Source organism: Bacteroidota bacterium (genome assembly GCA_039714315.1).
Taxonomy (GTDB): domain Bacteria; phylum Bacteroidota; class Bacteroidia; order Flavobacteriales; family JADGDT01; genus JADGDT01.
In genome coordinates this window covers 62,773-77,738 of record JBDLJM010000002.1, presented here as the reverse complement: position 1 = coordinate 77,738, position 14,966 = coordinate 62,773, and the positions used below count along the sequence as shown (strand labels likewise).

The window sequence follows — 14,966 nt, the reverse complement described above, 5'->3', positions numbered from 1 at the left end:
AAAAAAGAAGATCTAAACATTTAAGTCCTTGTGATATTTTACAATATAAATTTACGACTTTTAGAATGAAAAATCGCTCTTAGTAAAGCTAAGAGCGATATATATTTAATTGTAATTAATACTTATATCATTCATCGAAACATTTGATTGTAATCTTGTATTCTCTTCAGAATTTAAATTACTGAAGTTCACATAAAAAATATTTATAATAAGTATAAACCTTTATTAGTTAGATGAACAGAGCACCGAAATATAAACGCCCCGGATAGTAGTGGTAGCTTTTGCTTGCTGTGATTAGTGAACAAAGTTCTGTGGCGGCTTTTTGATAAAAAAGACCCTGCAGAACTATTGTGAATAATCACAGCAAGCAAAACTATAAGCGGAGAGCCGGAAAAGGCGCATAAAATTTATTATTACATAAGAAACTTTAATACACATTTTAAGGCGTAGTTAATGAAAGTTAAAATAGTAAACGACGTCCTAAGTACACCGTTAATATTTTGTTGGAAACCTCACTTTATTCTTGAAAAAAGTCGGAGATATCTCTTTGAATTATTAAATAATCATTTTATGCTTACAATTTTACATTGTTGCAGTGATTTTTCATGTAAAAATATTCAATTAGTAATGGTTGTGGATGTAAATAATACATATTGTAATCACAGTATGTTTTAGGTATGTTGTTTTGTAATGTTATTTCATGCGTACAATCATGTTTCATTGCGTTAATTGTCAATTTATAATTAAAATCGAACTTTTACCTTGCTCGAATGAATTATATAAGCAATAGCTGAGAATAGTTCATTAAAAAATGAGAATTTCTGAATAAAGTGTAAAAAGTACATTTAAATGAGCGACAACAAGACATCTATCGGAAAGTTAATTTACACCTTCATAATTGTTATGATTGTGTGGATGGCTTTTACAACTTCTGTAGAACCGACAGAGTTAATGACAGGTCTTTTCGTCAGCTTAATTATTGCAGTTTTTTCAAGTGGATTTTTCTCTTGTTGTGGATTGGGAATAATATTATCACCAAAGATCATCTATGTAGTACAGTATTTCTTTGTATTCATAATTGCCTTGGTGAAATCAAATTTCTCAATGGCCAAAAGAGTAATATCACCGAGCTTACCTATTAATCCCGGGATTGTAGAATTTAAAACAAATCTGAAAAACGACACCGCAAAATTGATACTTGCAAATAGTATCACCCTTACGCCGGGGACGTTGACAGTAGATTTGAAAGATGACAATTTCTACATCCACTGGATCGATGTCGAAGCACAAAGTCCTGAAGAAGCTTATAAAGCAATAGCTGAGCCTTTCGAAAAAATCTTATTAAAAATTTATAAAGATTAATTGGTATGGACGAGGGAATATTAACAATAGTATTAGTGCTGATATTGGCTGGTTTGATACTTGGCTTAATAAGGTTTATAAAAGGACCGAGTGCTGCAGACAGAGCCGTAGCATTAGACAATATGTCTATTAGTATTACATCAGTATTTGTGCTTTTGGCTTTTTTATTTGAAAGATATATTTATATCGATGTAGCTCTGATATATGCTGTACTTGGTTTCATAGGAATCATAGTAGTAGCAAGGTATTTAGAGAGAGCTTTGTAAAAAAAAACAATGTCATCTCGAGCGAAGTCGAGAGATCTCGTACCTGTTTGCAGAAACATTAAACAGATTTCTCCCTGCCTACCGTCAGGCAGGCGCTATCGCTTAGTCGAAATGACGATAATAAATGAGATATGGAAATATTAAAAATTATCGGATACATTTTATTATTACTTGGAGCAGTATTCCTTTTCTTGGGAGCTCTGGGATTATATAGAATGCCTGATGTATATACACGCTTACAAGCCGGAACTAAGGCAAGTACTTTGGGGGCTATGGCTTTTATGTTGGGAGTTGGTTTTTTACAACCCGATTGGATGGTGAAAATTATCATTATGATCGTGTTTTTAACGATAGCCAATCCACTTAGTTCACATGCAATTGCACGTGCTGCGCACAAATTAAAGCAGAAACCTTATACGAAAGGTGAAGCTGATGCATTGGAAGAAGCAGAATTATCAATCGAAAAAGAGAATCAGGCATGATATTAAATTCAATTTTCTTAATAGCAATGGTTGTGGTTCTTATTGCTGCTGCAATATATGCTGTTTATCAAAAAGATTTACTCTACGCAGTTCTTGCAACGGGAGTAATCAGCTTGATCTTGTCGATATTCTTTTACATACTTCAAGCTCCCGATGTGGCTCTAACGGAGGCTGCAATAGGTATTGCACTAACAACTATAGTTTTCATTATTACTATCAGGAATACTTCCAGATATGAAGAAGACAAACCGTTGAATAAAATAGATCAGGATAACTCTAACCCCGTTGAAGAAGAATTATGAGAAAGTATTTAGTAATAGGGTTATTGGCAATAATCGGGTATTTTTTGATCGGAGCATTTGCCGAAATACCTTTTGGTGCAAATAGAATTGGAGATCCTGCAGCAGAAAGTACTGTAAGTGGATACTACCTTAATAACACAGTTCCAAAGACAAAGGTAGCAAATGTAATTACCGCAATAGTGGTAAATTATCGTGGCTTTGATACTCTTGGAGAGGTGACAGTTTTATTTTTAGCAGTTACCGGATTGGGAAGTATTCTTTTCCGCAGAAAAGAAGAAGGTGAAGCAGATAGAATTCAACTTTCGGCAAGTCCGCTTATCAATTCAGGAGCAAAACTTCTCTATCCGATGGTGGTTCTGTTGGGAATCTATGTTTTCATTCACGGGCATCTTACTCCCGGTGGAGGTTTCCAGGGAGGAGCAATTATTGCCACCGGTTTTCTGTTGATGATGATTTCTTACAGAGATTTCAAAGTTAGTCACGGAAAGTTGGCCTGGGTTGAGAGTTTGGCAGGTATCACTTTTGTAACTCTTGGTTTTTGGGGGTTATTTTCCGGAGGGACTTTTCTGGAAAACTTCTTGCCAAATGGAGAAGTAAATCAACTTATCAGTGGTGGAGTTATTCCGGTAATTTACATAGCTGTAGGTTTAAAAGTTGCTGCCGAGTTGATTGGAGTTCTGGATACATTATTAAAAATTAAACCTGAACAGAGGTAATGGAAACAATATATCAAGATATACTTACCTACAGTATTTACGGTTCCGCAATAGTTTTGGTACTTATCGGATTGTATGCTGTATTAATGAAAAAGAATCTGACAAAAATAGTTATCGGACTTTCTATTGTTGATTCGGGCTTGCACCTTTTGTTTGTGGCTATTGGTTATGTTCATAACGGAACAGCTCCGATATTTTCGCCGGCGGCAATCGACAAAGCCAATAAAATGGTTGATCCTGTTCCTCAGGCATTGGTTCTTACTGCTATCGTAATCGGTTTTGCCGTTACAGCAGTTGCACTTTCGCTGGTAATCAGACTCTACAAACACCATAACACAGCACGTATTGACCAAATAAAATCTTTAAAATGGTAATAACACCTGTACATTATATAGCATTTCCTTTACTGGCGGCATTTTTGATTCCGCTGATTGGAAAGATAAACCGTCAGGCAGCCAGAATAATTCCGGGAATAGTTCTTTCTTATCTCGCTTTTGTTTCGGTTAATCTGATGATAGAAGTTCAGTCTGTAGGTTTCATAACTGAAACACTTGCCGGCTGGAAAGCACCATGGGGAATCAACCTTGTTTTTTCAAAGTTTAGCGGACTGTTGGCAACATTAATCTCTTTTATGGGATTGATAATTTGGGCATACAGCTTTAATTTCAAAAAAGTTGACACAGCTATTTCATTAAAATATCAAACACTGCAGATGATGATGGTAACCGGAGCACTGGGAATGGTGCTTACCGGCGATATTTTTAACCTGTTTGTATTCCTGGAGATTGTTGCAATTTCGGCTTATTCATTAACTGCTCTTTATAGAAACCGCGATGGGGCCGAAGCGGCATTTAAATATTTATTAATCGGAAGTTTTGCATCAGCATTTATTTTACTTGGAATAATAATTCTTTACACACAGGTAGGAACACTGAATATGGCAGAAATTTCTGTACGTATGGTTGATGTGTCGATTGGGATGAAAACTTTGATTTTCACTCTTTTTGCTGTTGGTTTCGGAATTGAAGCAGAAATTTTCCCTCTTAACGGATGGGCCCCGGATGCCTATTCTCAGGCACCAGGACCAATCGGAGCTGCTTTTGCTGCGATTGTTGTAAAAGCCGGAGTTTATGCTTTGATCAGAGTAATATTCACAATTTTTGATCTGGACGTAGCTTCCGAATTTTTAATCTACGCAGGATTTGTAACAATGGTTATTGCCGAATTATCGGCATTGCGCCAAACAAACCTGAAAAGAATGTTGGCTTACTCTAGTATTGGTCAAATGGGGTTTGTGCTGGTAGCATTTGGAATAGGAACTCAAACAGCAGTAGTTGGAGCTTTATTCTTAATGTTTAATCATGCAGTTATAAAGGGACTACTTTTCATGTCGGGATCTTATCTGGTTTATGATACTCCCGGAAAAGAAATAAACGCTTTAAAGGGAATTGCAAAACAATTGCCAATAGTTTCTTTCTTTTTTGCATTAGGTGCTTTCGCAATTGTAGGACTTCCGCCTTTTGCCGGTTTCTGGGCAAAACTGTGGGTTCTTACTGCTGCAGCCGAAAAAGAGATGATTATGCTTATTGTAATCATTCTTCTTATTAGTGTTGTTGAGATTGTTTATTATTTCAGAGTGCTTAACAAGTTGTATTTTGATAAAAGAAAAGAGGGTGTTGAAGTTATAAAACCAACTGTACAGGCATTTGCATCCATGTCGGTATTGGCTGTTACAATTATAGTTGTTGGTCTTTACCCTGATATTATATTAGGTTTCCTAAAAAATGCTTCGGATACTTTGATGGATAAATCGATATACATAAAGAACGTATTAGGTGAAAACATGAATTAATGTTTGGAGTTTGGTGTTCGATGTTTGAAGTAAAAACCTCAAACCCCAAACCACAAACCTCAAACAAAATAAATATGAATGTGATAGTTTTAATATTAACCATATTATTTGCAGGAGCGGCTTTAAGCTTCTTCGCAAAGAAGATTACACCGCAGGCAAGTTCTGTAGTTTCCTTTGTTGCAATTTTATCAGCTACTCTTCTGTTTTTCTTATCGGGGAAACCGGATGCTGTCAATTTCAATTTAGGAAGTTTTGATCTCGAATGGCAGTTGAGCGATTTTGGATACATATTTGCAGTAATAGTTTTGGTTCTTGCAACATTGATTTCTCTTTACTCAATAAGTTATATGAAAGGAATGCCGCATCTGGGGTATTTCAATTCTAACTTCATGTTGAGTGTGGCTTCAATGATGGGAATAGTTTTAAGTAGCGATTTCATTTCTCTGTTTATTTTTTGGGAGATAATGACATGGTCGTCTTATTTATTGGTAATATATAAAGGACGCCAGGAAACGAGTAAAATAGGAATAAAGTATATAATATTTAGTGCTGTTGGAGCCTACGCAATGTTAACAGCAATAGTGCTGATAAATGCCAGAGTAGGTACAACCAACATCAGTGAAGCTATAGAATTGGGAGCTCTCGGAGCAGAAAATATTTTAATACCAATTTTATTGTTGATAGGATTCTCAGTAAAAGCTGCTACAATGCCATTGCATGTTTGGGCACCCGGTGCATATTCAGAGTCGCCAATGTCTTTTACTGCATTGTTCTCAGGAGCTTTATCAAAAATGGGAGTTTTAGGTATTTCCATAGTATTTTCGGCACTGATGCTTGATGTTGAATTTGTATTGTCGGCAATAGTTCTTCAACAAATAATAATGTGGCTGGGAGGAATCACAGCAGTAGTTGCTACGCTTTATGCACTTATACAGCAAGATGCCAAAAGGTTGCTTGCTTATTCTTCGGTAGGTCAGTTAGGATATATAACAATTGGTCTTGCTTCCGGTACAAAACTGGGTGTGATGGCCGGACTGTTTATGGCAGTAATGCATGCCGCAATAAAAGCTGTTTTGTTTATGGCTGTTGGTGCGGTGGAACGCCAGGTAGGAACTACCGATATGACTAAGATATCCGGTCTGATAAAGAAAATGCCATATACGTTTTTTGCAACTTTGGTAGCTATAATTGCTTTGGCAGGTGTACCACCTGTAGGTGGCTTTGTTGGTAAATGGATGTTGTATGAATCATTGATCACTTCAAACAGCTATTTCCTGGTAGTACTTATTTTCTTTTCGAGTACGGCTGCATTTTTATATAGTTATAGAATATTATTCGGGTTGTTTTTAGGGCAGGAAGAAGATAACGTTAAGAATGTGAAGGAAGCACCAATTACTATGGTGGCTCCGATGGTAGTTTTATCGATTTTCTTAATTGTGGCAGGTACTTTTCCCGGAATTGTTTTCGAACCTTTAGCTAGTGGAATGGCATATTTAGGATATGTAGATGTGAATTGGAATATGAGTGTGCTTCAAAATGTTTGGGGCAATGAGGTTCATCTGGAAAGCATTAGCACAATCATTGGAATAGTGTTTGTATTGGCTGTTGTTTTCATCACATTGAAAGGCTACAAAAAAACACGACAAGTATCTACAAAAGATATATCAACTTCCGGAGAAATTCCCTGGGAGCATGAGAATATGAATTACCAACAGGATTTCTTTAAACCTTTTGAACGTGCATTTTCAGGAATGTATAAAGGTGATATGGGTAAATTTTGGGTGGAACTGGGATGTGCACTGGGTTCATTGGCAAACTTTGTAAGGAAAATATATACGGGTAACGGTCAAACTTATGCAATTTATGTTGTGAGTTTCCTGGCTCTGTTGCTATTAATTTTGAATAAATAATTTCTGTTTGAGGTTTGAAGTTTGGGGTTTGATGTTCAACTCCAAACAACAAACCCCAAACTTCAAACAAAACATATATGAACGATATATTATTAACAATACTAGCAGCGATAGTTACCACTATCATGGCATTTACAGTAGGGATGCTGTACGGTGGTATTGTCCGAAAACTTACTGCACGGGTTCAGAATAGGGTAGGACCGCCTATATATCAGAATTTCATTGATTTGATGAAGCTTGAATTTAAAACGACAAATATCCATCATGGATTAATGTCGCACTTAGGTCCTGTATGGATTATCACAGCCGCTGTTTCTGTGTTAATGTTTATTCCAATTGTTCATGGAGGGATGTTATTACCCGGATTTTCAATAGAAAACTTAACATTCAAGGGCGATTTAATTTTCCTTATTTACATGATGACATTTGGTTCTTTAGGAATGGCTCTTGGAGCAGGGGAGACAGGGAATCCAAACTCTGCAATAGGTGTTACCCGTGGATTGAGCTTAATGACGGGTTTTGAAATTCCTTTTGTTTTGGCCTTGGTTGCATTGATGATTCAATATCAAACTACAAGTATCACAGGCTTCATGCAGATACAGGAGGAAACAGGTACCTGGATGATGTTTTCAAATCCTTTTGCGTTCATAGCAGCTTTAATGGCCAGTTTGGGAATGTTCCGTTATTCTCCTTTCGATATCGTTGGCGCGCCTGCTGAGATTGCATCAGGGCCGGCATCAGAATTTGGAGGTAAATACTTGGGGATGATGATGAGCGGAGGTTCAATCTTCGCATTTATCAAACTTGTACTTTATGTTGATGTATTCATGGGGGGAGCACATAGTATTCCTGAATTATTGCTGAAGACATTTGTATTATATATGGTTCCTGTTTTTTACGGATGGATTAATCCGCGATACAGAACCGAACAGGCAATAAGATGGTTTTATAAATGGCCATTAATTTTTGGAGTGATAGGAGTTATTTGGGCGATATATTAAACTGTTTGATGTTTGTTGTTCGAGGTTCGATGTTGAAGAACTTCAAACAACAAACTCCAAACCTCAAACAATAATAAAATGGAAATGATAGAAGCAAACGACAAAGAAACACAAGGAGTCGTTGATTATATAAAGAATTTCATTCGTAAGCATTCAATTTTTATGTTGGCTTACGGTACAGGTTGTGGAGCGATTGAGCTTCCTGCAACCCTGACATCGCGTTACGATGCCGAACGCTTAGGAATTCGCGGAGCTGCAACACCTCGTCAGGCTGATGTTTTATTGATTACAGGATATCTTTCAACTAAAACTTTGAAGAGAGTTATCAGGGTTTATGAGCAAATGCAGGATCCAAAGTACGTAATTGGTTTCGGTTCGTGTACCATAAACGGAGGGATGTATTTTGATAGCTATAACACTATTAACAGTTTGGCTCAATACATACCTGTAGATATCTACATAAACGGCTGTATGCCACGTCCCGAGGCTATTTTAGCAGGTTTCGAGGAATTACAAAAGAAAATTCAAAAAGGAGAAGCTGATAACGGAACAAAATATCAGGAAAATATTGAGTGGTATCGAGCTAATCAGAAAAAGATAATTAAAAATTGGAGAATGCCGGATTATAACTGGTAGTATAATGTTTAAAGAATGATAGCAGAAAATAACATATTAAACGCGGTTCAGGAAGCTTTCAAGGTAGAAGGGAAAGTAATTCGTGAACGAAGAGTTGAGGTTTTTGCAAAAAAAGATGAGGTTTCTTCAATTTTATTATTTGCAAAAGTTCAGCACGGATATATTCATCTGGCTCATGTGACTTGTATCGACTGGATAGAAGATGGTGATTTTGAGCTTGTTTACACAATTTATAACCCTGAATTAAAAATAACTCTTTTCGTAAAGACAAGGATTGACAGGGAAGCTCCGGTGATGGAAAATATTGATGGTATTTGGGATCAGGCTAATACATATGAACGTGAGATGCGCGAAATGTACGGTATTGAATTCCCGGGATTAATTGGAGATCACGAATTTATTCTTGAAGACTGGGACGAAATGCCTCCGATGCGCAGAGATTTTGACACAAATGAATATGCAGGAGAAACTTTCTTCCAACAACCTGGACGCGAAGATGCAAAAGATGTTCGTGGTGAGGTTTGTGAACGTAGTGGAGAAGTGATTCCCGATTTTGCTAAAAAGTATTCGAGAGATTAAAGTAATGTTGAACTGTTTAAGCCGTCATTAGCTCCGCTGAACCTAAAGGTTTCCGAGCGCGGTCGAGGAAATGATAATTCGACGAAGTCAATATCATGAAAGTTTTGCTAATTGACATGAGATCTCTCGACTACACTCTGTTTCGCTCGAGATGACGAGAAACACCAAACAACTATAGAAATGATTAAAGAAAAAGAAACAACATTATACATAGGCCCTCAGCACCCTGGGATTACAGGGAATATGATGGTTAAACTCAAGGTTAAAGGCGATACTATTGTCAGTGCTTCAACTCATGTAGGATACCTTCACAGAGCATTTGAGAAGCTCATTGAACGAAGAAACTGGCTGCAGACATTTACAATCCTATGTCGTTTTTGTGTGCCGGAGCCGGATCCGATGGAACTTACCTATGCAAGAGCAGTGGAAGAATTAGAGGGAAGAGAAGTTCCGGAAAGAGCAAAGTACATCAGGGTAATTATGATGGAACTTGCCCGTTTGCAATCGTTCATGCTTTGGTATGCGGGTCAGTCGGGTTCTGCAGGACTTTATACCCTTGGACAGTGGAGCGTTGGAGATAGAAACTACATTCTTGATTTGTTTGAAGAGCTAACCGGAGGTAGAATTTATCACATGTACATTTGGCCCGGTGGAGTTCGTAGAGATTTGCCGAAAGGTTGGAAAGAGAAAGCTCTTAAGACTATGGATTATCTTGAAAAACGTCTGGGAGAATACGATAATTTGATGTTCAATAACGGTATTTTCCAAAAGAGAGCTCAGGGAGTAGGAATTATTCCAAAAGACAAAGCCATTGAATGGGGAGTTGTAGGAGCACCGTTAAGAGGTACAGGAATTAAGTCGGATGTTAGAATAGATGAGCCTTATGAAGTTTACGATAAATTGAATTTTGAGGTTCCAACAGCCGAAGGCGGAGATATTTGGGCAAGAGCCTTAGTACGTCAGCAGGAGGCTATACAATCTATAAGTATTATTCGTCAGGCATTGGAGCAAATGCCGGAAGGAGAATATTACAACAAGATTATTAACCCGATGAAATGGACAGTTCCAGCCGGACAAGCCTGGGTAAGAACCGAAAGTGTTCGTGGCGAAATAGGTTTTCACGTTACGAGTGATGGAAGTGATAAGCCTAGAAGAGTACATGTAAAAGGAGCAGCATACACGCATGGTGTTACTGTTTTGGAAAAAATATTAGTAGGTCAGAATATAGCCGATGTTTCGTTTATTCTGAATTCGTTGGGAGTTTGTCCGCCGGAGATCGAACGTTAAAAGTAGTACTTAGTACAGAGTACTTAGACTATTATTAACTGTGAAAAATTAATAGACAATGCATAATTTTAGAAAACTAAAAGTTTGGCAAAAGGCTGTAAAATTGGTTAAACCTGTTTATAAGCTAGCTTCTAAGTTGCCTGTTGAAGAGAATTATGCCTTAACATCTCAAATAAAACGTGCATGCTCATCTATCTCAGCAAATATTGCTGAGGGAGCAGGAAGAAATACAGATAAAGACTTTGCCAAATTTTTGAGTATAGCTCAAGGTTCATGTTTTGAACTGGAAAGTCATTTAATAGTAGCAGATACTTTAGAATTTATATCTGAAGATGATTTAAAAGCAATGGAAATAAATATCATTGAAATTGAAAAAATGCTCAATACAATGATTACAAAATTTAGCTAGTTATTAGATATTAGGCTTATGACATTTGATGTTAGACAATACTGTCTGGGATCTATTGTCTGAAGTCTAACATCTGGTGTCTGGCCTCTAAAAATCTAGAAACATGAGTTTTTTCGATTTAAAAGGACTACTAAGTCCGTTAGAAGCAATAAAACAATTGGGGAAGAATCCTCATACGTTTAAACAGGAGCAGTTAGGAAAAGAAACTGCCGATAGGTATCGTGGTTTGCATCACAACGACCTTGATGCATGTATTGGTTGTGGTAACTGTTCTACAATTTGTCAGAACGAAGCTATCGATATGATTTCTCTGGAAGGAATCGATGGAAAAAAGGGAGACAGCGGATTGCGTCCGCGAATTGACAACGGTCGCTGTTGTTGGTGTGCACTCTGTGTAGAAGTTTGTCCTACGGGTTCGTTGAACCTTACCAAGGATTATATTTTCATTTCGGATAAAGAAGAAGATTTTCTTTGGGTGCCTGGAGTAGATAACCCTGAAGGGAAAGACAATCTTTCGTTTACAAGTGATACAACAACTTCTCTGTCTATGTATAATCGTGTTCCAATGCGGGAAATGGATGGAATGGAGCGCGTGAAATCTTTTGCTGAGGTCGTACTGGGGTATTCTGAAGAAGAAGCCAGAGCCGAAGCTCAGCGATGTATTTCGTGTGGACTTTGTACGGAAGTTTGTCCCGATCATATGCACATTCCGGAGTATATAAATGCAATTGCTACTGGCAATGATGATGATGCACTGAAAATTATTTACGATAATAATCCACTACCTGAAACCTGTGGTAAGGTTTGTACCCGTCAGTGTGAAACGGTTTGTGCTCTGGAAGTCAGAGGAGAGGCAGTTGCCATTCGTTGGCTTAAACGCTATGCCACTGAAATTGCGCCTACTGCGGAGAAAATTAAGGAAATAGTAAACCCTGAAATCAGAGAGGCAAACGGAAAAAAAGTTGGTATTGTCGGAGCCGGGCCATCAGGTATGACGGCCGGTTATTACCTGGCTTTGCGAGGTTACGATGTTACTATATACGAGGCACAGGCAAAATCGGGGGGTATGACAATGTATGGTATTCCAAAGTACAGGTTGCCACTGGAAGGAATCGATCGTCAGGCTGAGTATATGGAGATGATTGGAGTAAAATTCAAGTACAATACTAAAGTTGGAAAAGACATTTCTTTCGAGGAAATTTATAATGAAAGTGATGCTGTATTTGTAGGTATTGGTTTCCAAAAAGCATGGGATATCGGTATAGAAAACGAAGATGCCAAAGGTGTTATTTCTGCTGTTGATTATCTGAATATAATTAACCGTGGCGATGATTACGACGTGAAAAAGAAAGTTGTTGTTATCGGTGGAGGAAATGTTGCCATTGATGGAGCCAGAGTTTCGAAACGTTATACCGATGATGTTACAATTCTTTATCGTCGTAGGGTAGAGGATATGCCGGCCGATTGGGAAGAAATTGAGGGAGCTGAAGATGAAGGCATCGACATTATACCACAGGCTATTCCAACCAAAATAATAAAGGACGAAAGCGGAAAGGTTACAGGTATCGAATATCTAATGGCCGAGATGAAAGCCGAAGGAGGCGGTCGACCACGTCCAATACCGATTGAAGGCAGCGAAGCTGTGATGGAAGTAGATACTGTAATTGGTGCAATCGGACAAACTGCTGATTACTCCTGGATGCCGGAAGAATATCTTAATAAACTGGAGGTCGACAGAAACAGGATAGTAGTAAACGATCTTCGTCAAACTTCGATCGACAAGATCTTTGCCGGAGGAGATTCTGTAAACAGTACAGCTGATGCTATTTCAGCCATTGCTGATGGATATATGGCGGTGCGCGGAATTGACAAATTGCTGGGACTAAAATAGAACCAAAGATAGCCGGGTATATTTATCATGGCTCATATAATCAAAACGACGAAAAACCTTCACGATTAATTATGTGGAGGTTTTTTTATATGATAAATATCTTATATTAAGTATTTCATATTTGAAGTTTATTTCATTATTATTGCAAATAATGTAATATCAGGCAATAAAGGTTTTGTAATGGAGTAAATTTCTAAAAAAATAAGAGTTTTGTTTGTTAAATGGAAGTAGGAAGGAGAAATGAAAGAGTGAGTAATCAGGAACTTTTATGGCAGAGATTCCTGGATAATGACATGGAAGCTTTTCATGGGATTTATCGTGGAAATTACCAGCTTCTGTATTCATTTGGTTTGAGGTTTGTGTCTGATAAATCGTCTGTAGAAGATTGTATACAAACGATGTTTTTGAATGTTCTAAACTCTAGAAAAAACCTGTCTAAGGTAAAAAGTGTTCGTGGCTACTTAATAAAATCACTTCGAAATCAGATTCTGAATAGTAAAATACTCAAAAGAGATGATTTCCCGTTAATTGATGAATTGGAGTATGACATTAAGAGTAGTAAAATTGATGAAAAGGTTTATAATCAGCTAAAAGACCTGATAGATAAATTAAGCCCGCGTGAACGTGAACTTGTCTACCTGAAATATTTCCATAGTTTTAGAAGTACCGAAATTGCAGATCTGTTGGGTATAGAATATCAGACAGTCCGTAATATCCTTTCAAATGCTATTACCAAAATGAGAAAGCTCGGAGATGAAGTGCTTCAGTTACTATTCTTATTGATAAAAAAAAGCCGATAAATTTCTTCATTATACTTCCGGTCCGGTGAAACTTTTACCCAGGATGTGATCCCTTAGAGTTTTACTGAATTTTTTACTGTATATAGGTGTATTGTACTCTTCGCTCATAAAAAAGCAAATGATTTTATGTGGCATATCGCTGGAAATCAGGCTTAAAAATTTCTTTAACAAAATTTTAACATTTAGCTAATAGTACATTTTATCTTTTTCTAATCTTAATATATAAATGACAAATGGTCAGAAACTTTATGCATAAAAACTTAACTATAGATAAACTGCTTCAAAACGATGATTTCATTCAATGGATTGTCGGAGGGAATACCGACTCGCTGATGAATTGGGATGAAATAATCAATGAAGCGAGTTTAGAAGATAAAAAGGTTTACAGCGAAGCTCAAAAAATATTGAAAAAGCTTCTTGCTCTGGACGTGGAAGGACATATTGAGAAAAAGTCTGATACATTTATTGATAGTTCCTATGTTAAGTTGTTGGAGAATTATGCCTCACAGAAGACAGAAAAGAAGGTGTTTAGTTTGAATTCTGTGCTGAAATATGCAGCTGCTATTTTGTTACCTGTTGCAATTGCAACCTTGGTTTATAATTATCAAAGTTCTACTAATATTTTCGAAGATCATTTATTGGCAGAGCAGTATAATCCCGAAAAGATTCAAATCAGAACCAATGATGGTAAATATTATTCAGTAGATGGTGTTAAAGGGACGAGTTGGATAACGTCAAACGGGTTGTTTGTTTCTGTAAGCAGAGAAGAGCTAGAAGTTAGAAAAGCGGATGACTTTAAGGCAGATAAAAGAGATATGTATACTGTGTTAGTGCCTAAAGGTCAGAGGTATGAGGTAGCATTGGAAGATGGTACTAATGTTGAGCTTAATTCGGCCAGTCAGTTAGCATTTAATATCTCAGATTCAAAATATAGAAATGTCAGCCTCGATGGTGAAGCTTATTTTGATGTGGCTAAAGACAAAAACAGACCTTTCGTAGTTAAGACAAAGAGAATGGATATTGAAGTATTAGGTACTGAATTTAATGTTTCTACCTATTCATCTCCAAATTATTACTCAACCACTCTTGTAGAGGGATCAATTCAGGTTACAACACCAAATGGAGGAAAAAGACTTATAGAACCGAGTGAACAGGCAAGGATTTTACTTGACGATTATAAAATTGAGGTTCATCAGGCAGATGTACAGGATGTAGTAGCATGGACTTCCGGAAGAATGATTTTCAGAAATGAAACTCTTGAACAATTAGCAACAAAATTAAGCCGTTGGTACGATGTTGAATTTATTGTTGATGACGAATTGAAAGATATTCAGTTCAACGGTACTCTCAGCAAGGATAAGAAACTGTTACATGTGTTGCAAATGCTTAAATACACTGAGGGTGTAGATTACAAAATAAGAAAAGATACAATTAAACTGTATAAAGACTAATCAGGCAAAAGCTTGAATTTTA

The 14,966-nt window shown here is 37.1% G+C and carries 16 protein-coding genes; all 16 read left to right on the top strand.

Going from position 1 to position 14,966, the window contains the following annotated elements:
- The first annotated feature begins 849 nt into the window (after positions 1-849).
- The 16 genes from ABFR62_00715 (at position 850) to ABFR62_00640 (ending at position 14,944) form a co-directional block, all read left to right on the top strand.
- Positions 850-1,362 (top strand): Na+/H+ antiporter subunit E, encoded by a 513-nt coding sequence (locus tag ABFR62_00715; GenBank protein ID MEN8136939.1) that lies wholly within the window; start codon positions 850-852, stop codon positions 1,360-1,362.
- Between the two features lie 5 nt (positions 1,363-1,367).
- Entirely contained in the window at positions 1,368-1,628 is a 261-nt protein-coding gene (locus ABFR62_00710) for a monovalent cation/H+ antiporter complex subunit F (protein ID MEN8136938.1), read from the top strand.
- A 131-nt stretch (positions 1,629-1,759) separates the two neighbouring features.
- A complete protein-coding gene (mnhG, locus tag ABFR62_00705) occupies positions 1,760-2,110 on the top strand; it encodes a monovalent cation/H(+) antiporter subunit G (GenBank protein ID MEN8136937.1) in 351 nt (116 codons plus the stop codon).
- Positions 2,107-2,412, top strand: a complete 306-nt coding sequence (locus ABFR62_00700; GenBank protein ID MEN8136936.1) for a hydrogenase subunit MbhD domain-containing protein — start codon at positions 2,107-2,109, stop codon at positions 2,410-2,412. Before mnhG ends, ABFR62_00700 begins: the two co-directional genes overlap by 4 nt.
- A complete protein-coding gene (locus tag ABFR62_00695) occupies positions 2,409-3,128 on the top strand; it encodes a Na(+)/H(+) antiporter subunit B (GenBank protein ID MEN8136935.1) in 720 nt (239 codons plus the stop codon). The genes ABFR62_00700 and ABFR62_00695 overlap by 4 nt, the downstream gene beginning before the upstream one ends.
- A complete protein-coding gene (locus tag ABFR62_00690) occupies positions 3,128-3,502 on the top strand; it encodes a sodium:proton antiporter (GenBank protein ID MEN8136934.1) in 375 nt (124 codons plus the stop codon). Before ABFR62_00695 ends, ABFR62_00690 begins: the two co-directional genes overlap by 1 nt.
- On the top strand, positions 3,496-4,980 hold the full coding sequence (locus ABFR62_00685) for a proton-conducting transporter membrane subunit (protein ID MEN8136933.1): 1,485 nt from the start codon (positions 3,496-3,498) through the stop codon (positions 4,978-4,980). Before ABFR62_00690 ends, ABFR62_00685 begins: the two co-directional genes overlap by 7 nt.
- Before the next feature lie 74 nt (positions 4,981-5,054).
- Positions 5,055-6,890 (top strand): proton-conducting transporter membrane subunit, encoded by a 1,836-nt coding sequence (locus tag ABFR62_00680; GenBank protein ID MEN8136932.1) that lies wholly within the window; start codon positions 5,055-5,057, stop codon positions 6,888-6,890.
- 77 nt (positions 6,891-6,967) lie between these two features.
- The gene (locus ABFR62_00675; protein MEN8136931.1) at positions 6,968-7,891 is read left to right on the top strand and encodes a complex I subunit 1 family protein; all 924 of its coding nucleotides are present in this window, start codon (positions 6,968-6,970) and stop codon (positions 7,889-7,891) included.
- Positions 7,892-7,975: 84 nt separating this feature from the next.
- A complete protein-coding gene (gene nuoB, locus ABFR62_00670) occupies positions 7,976-8,527 on the top strand; it encodes an NADH-quinone oxidoreductase subunit NuoB (protein MEN8136930.1) in 552 nt (183 codons plus the stop codon).
- 15 nt (positions 8,528-8,542) lie between these two features.
- Positions 8,543-9,106, top strand: coding sequence for an NADH-quinone oxidoreductase subunit C (locus ABFR62_00665; protein ID MEN8136929.1), 564 nt, complete (start codon positions 8,543-8,545; stop codon positions 9,104-9,106).
- Positions 9,107-9,286: 180 nt separating this feature from the next.
- The gene (locus tag ABFR62_00660) at positions 9,287-10,393 is read left to right on the top strand and encodes an NADH-quinone oxidoreductase subunit D (GenBank protein MEN8136928.1); all 1,107 of its coding nucleotides are present in this window, start codon (positions 9,287-9,289) and stop codon (positions 10,391-10,393) included.
- 58 nt (positions 10,394-10,451) lie between these two features.
- Positions 10,452-10,802 (top strand): four helix bundle protein, encoded by a 351-nt coding sequence (locus tag ABFR62_00655; GenBank protein MEN8136927.1) that lies wholly within the window; start codon positions 10,452-10,454, stop codon positions 10,800-10,802.
- 103 nt (positions 10,803-10,905) lie between these two features.
- Positions 10,906-12,693 carry an FAD-dependent oxidoreductase gene (locus ABFR62_00650; protein ID MEN8136926.1) on the top strand — a complete coding sequence of 596 codons (1,788 nt, stop codon included), beginning with the start codon at positions 10,906-10,908 and terminating at the stop codon, positions 12,691-12,693.
- A 221-nt stretch (positions 12,694-12,914) separates the two neighbouring features.
- Positions 12,915-13,493 carry a sigma-70 family RNA polymerase sigma factor gene (locus tag ABFR62_00645; protein MEN8136925.1) on the top strand — a complete coding sequence of 193 codons (579 nt, stop codon included), beginning with the start codon at positions 12,915-12,917 and terminating at the stop codon, positions 13,491-13,493.
- A 248-nt stretch (positions 13,494-13,741) separates the two neighbouring features.
- Positions 13,742-14,944 carry a FecR domain-containing protein gene (locus tag ABFR62_00640; protein ID MEN8136924.1) on the top strand — a complete coding sequence of 401 codons (1,203 nt, stop codon included), beginning with the start codon at positions 13,742-13,744 and terminating at the stop codon, positions 14,942-14,944.
- Positions 14,945-14,966: the final 22 nt, after the last annotated feature.

Coding starts and splice junctions, on each gene's coding strand:
- ABFR62_00715 (MEN8136939.1), top strand. CDS start 850: ATGAGCGACAACAAGACATCTATCGGAAAGTTAATTTACACCTTCATA.
- ABFR62_00710 (MEN8136938.1), top strand. CDS start 1,368: ATGGACGAGGGAATATTAACAATAGTATTAGTGCTGATATTGGCTGGT.
- mnhG (MEN8136937.1), top strand. CDS start 1,760: ATGGAAATATTAAAAATTATCGGATACATTTTATTATTACTTGGAGCA.
- ABFR62_00700 (MEN8136936.1), top strand. CDS start 2,107: ATGATATTAAATTCAATTTTCTTAATAGCAATGGTTGTGGTTCTTATT.
- ABFR62_00695 (MEN8136935.1), top strand. CDS start 2,409: ATGAGAAAGTATTTAGTAATAGGGTTATTGGCAATAATCGGGTATTTT.
- ABFR62_00690 (MEN8136934.1), top strand. CDS start 3,128: ATGGAAACAATATATCAAGATATACTTACCTACAGTATTTACGGTTCC.
- ABFR62_00685 (MEN8136933.1), top strand. CDS start 3,496: ATGGTAATAACACCTGTACATTATATAGCATTTCCTTTACTGGCGGCA.
- ABFR62_00680 (MEN8136932.1), top strand. CDS start 5,055: ATGAATGTGATAGTTTTAATATTAACCATATTATTTGCAGGAGCGGCT.
- ABFR62_00675 (MEN8136931.1), top strand. CDS start 6,968: ATGAACGATATATTATTAACAATACTAGCAGCGATAGTTACCACTATC.
- nuoB (MEN8136930.1), top strand. CDS start 7,976: ATGATAGAAGCAAACGACAAAGAAACACAAGGAGTCGTTGATTATATA.
- ABFR62_00665 (MEN8136929.1), top strand. CDS start 8,543: ATGATAGCAGAAAATAACATATTAAACGCGGTTCAGGAAGCTTTCAAG.
- ABFR62_00660 (MEN8136928.1), top strand. CDS start 9,287: ATGATTAAAGAAAAAGAAACAACATTATACATAGGCCCTCAGCACCCT.
- ABFR62_00655 (MEN8136927.1), top strand. CDS start 10,452: ATGCATAATTTTAGAAAACTAAAAGTTTGGCAAAAGGCTGTAAAATTG.
- ABFR62_00650 (MEN8136926.1), top strand. CDS start 10,906: ATGAGTTTTTTCGATTTAAAAGGACTACTAAGTCCGTTAGAAGCAATA.
- ABFR62_00645 (MEN8136925.1), top strand. CDS start 12,915: ATGGAAGTAGGAAGGAGAAATGAAAGAGTGAGTAATCAGGAACTTTTA.
- ABFR62_00640 (MEN8136924.1), top strand. CDS start 13,742: ATGCATAAAAACTTAACTATAGATAAACTGCTTCAAAACGATGATTTC.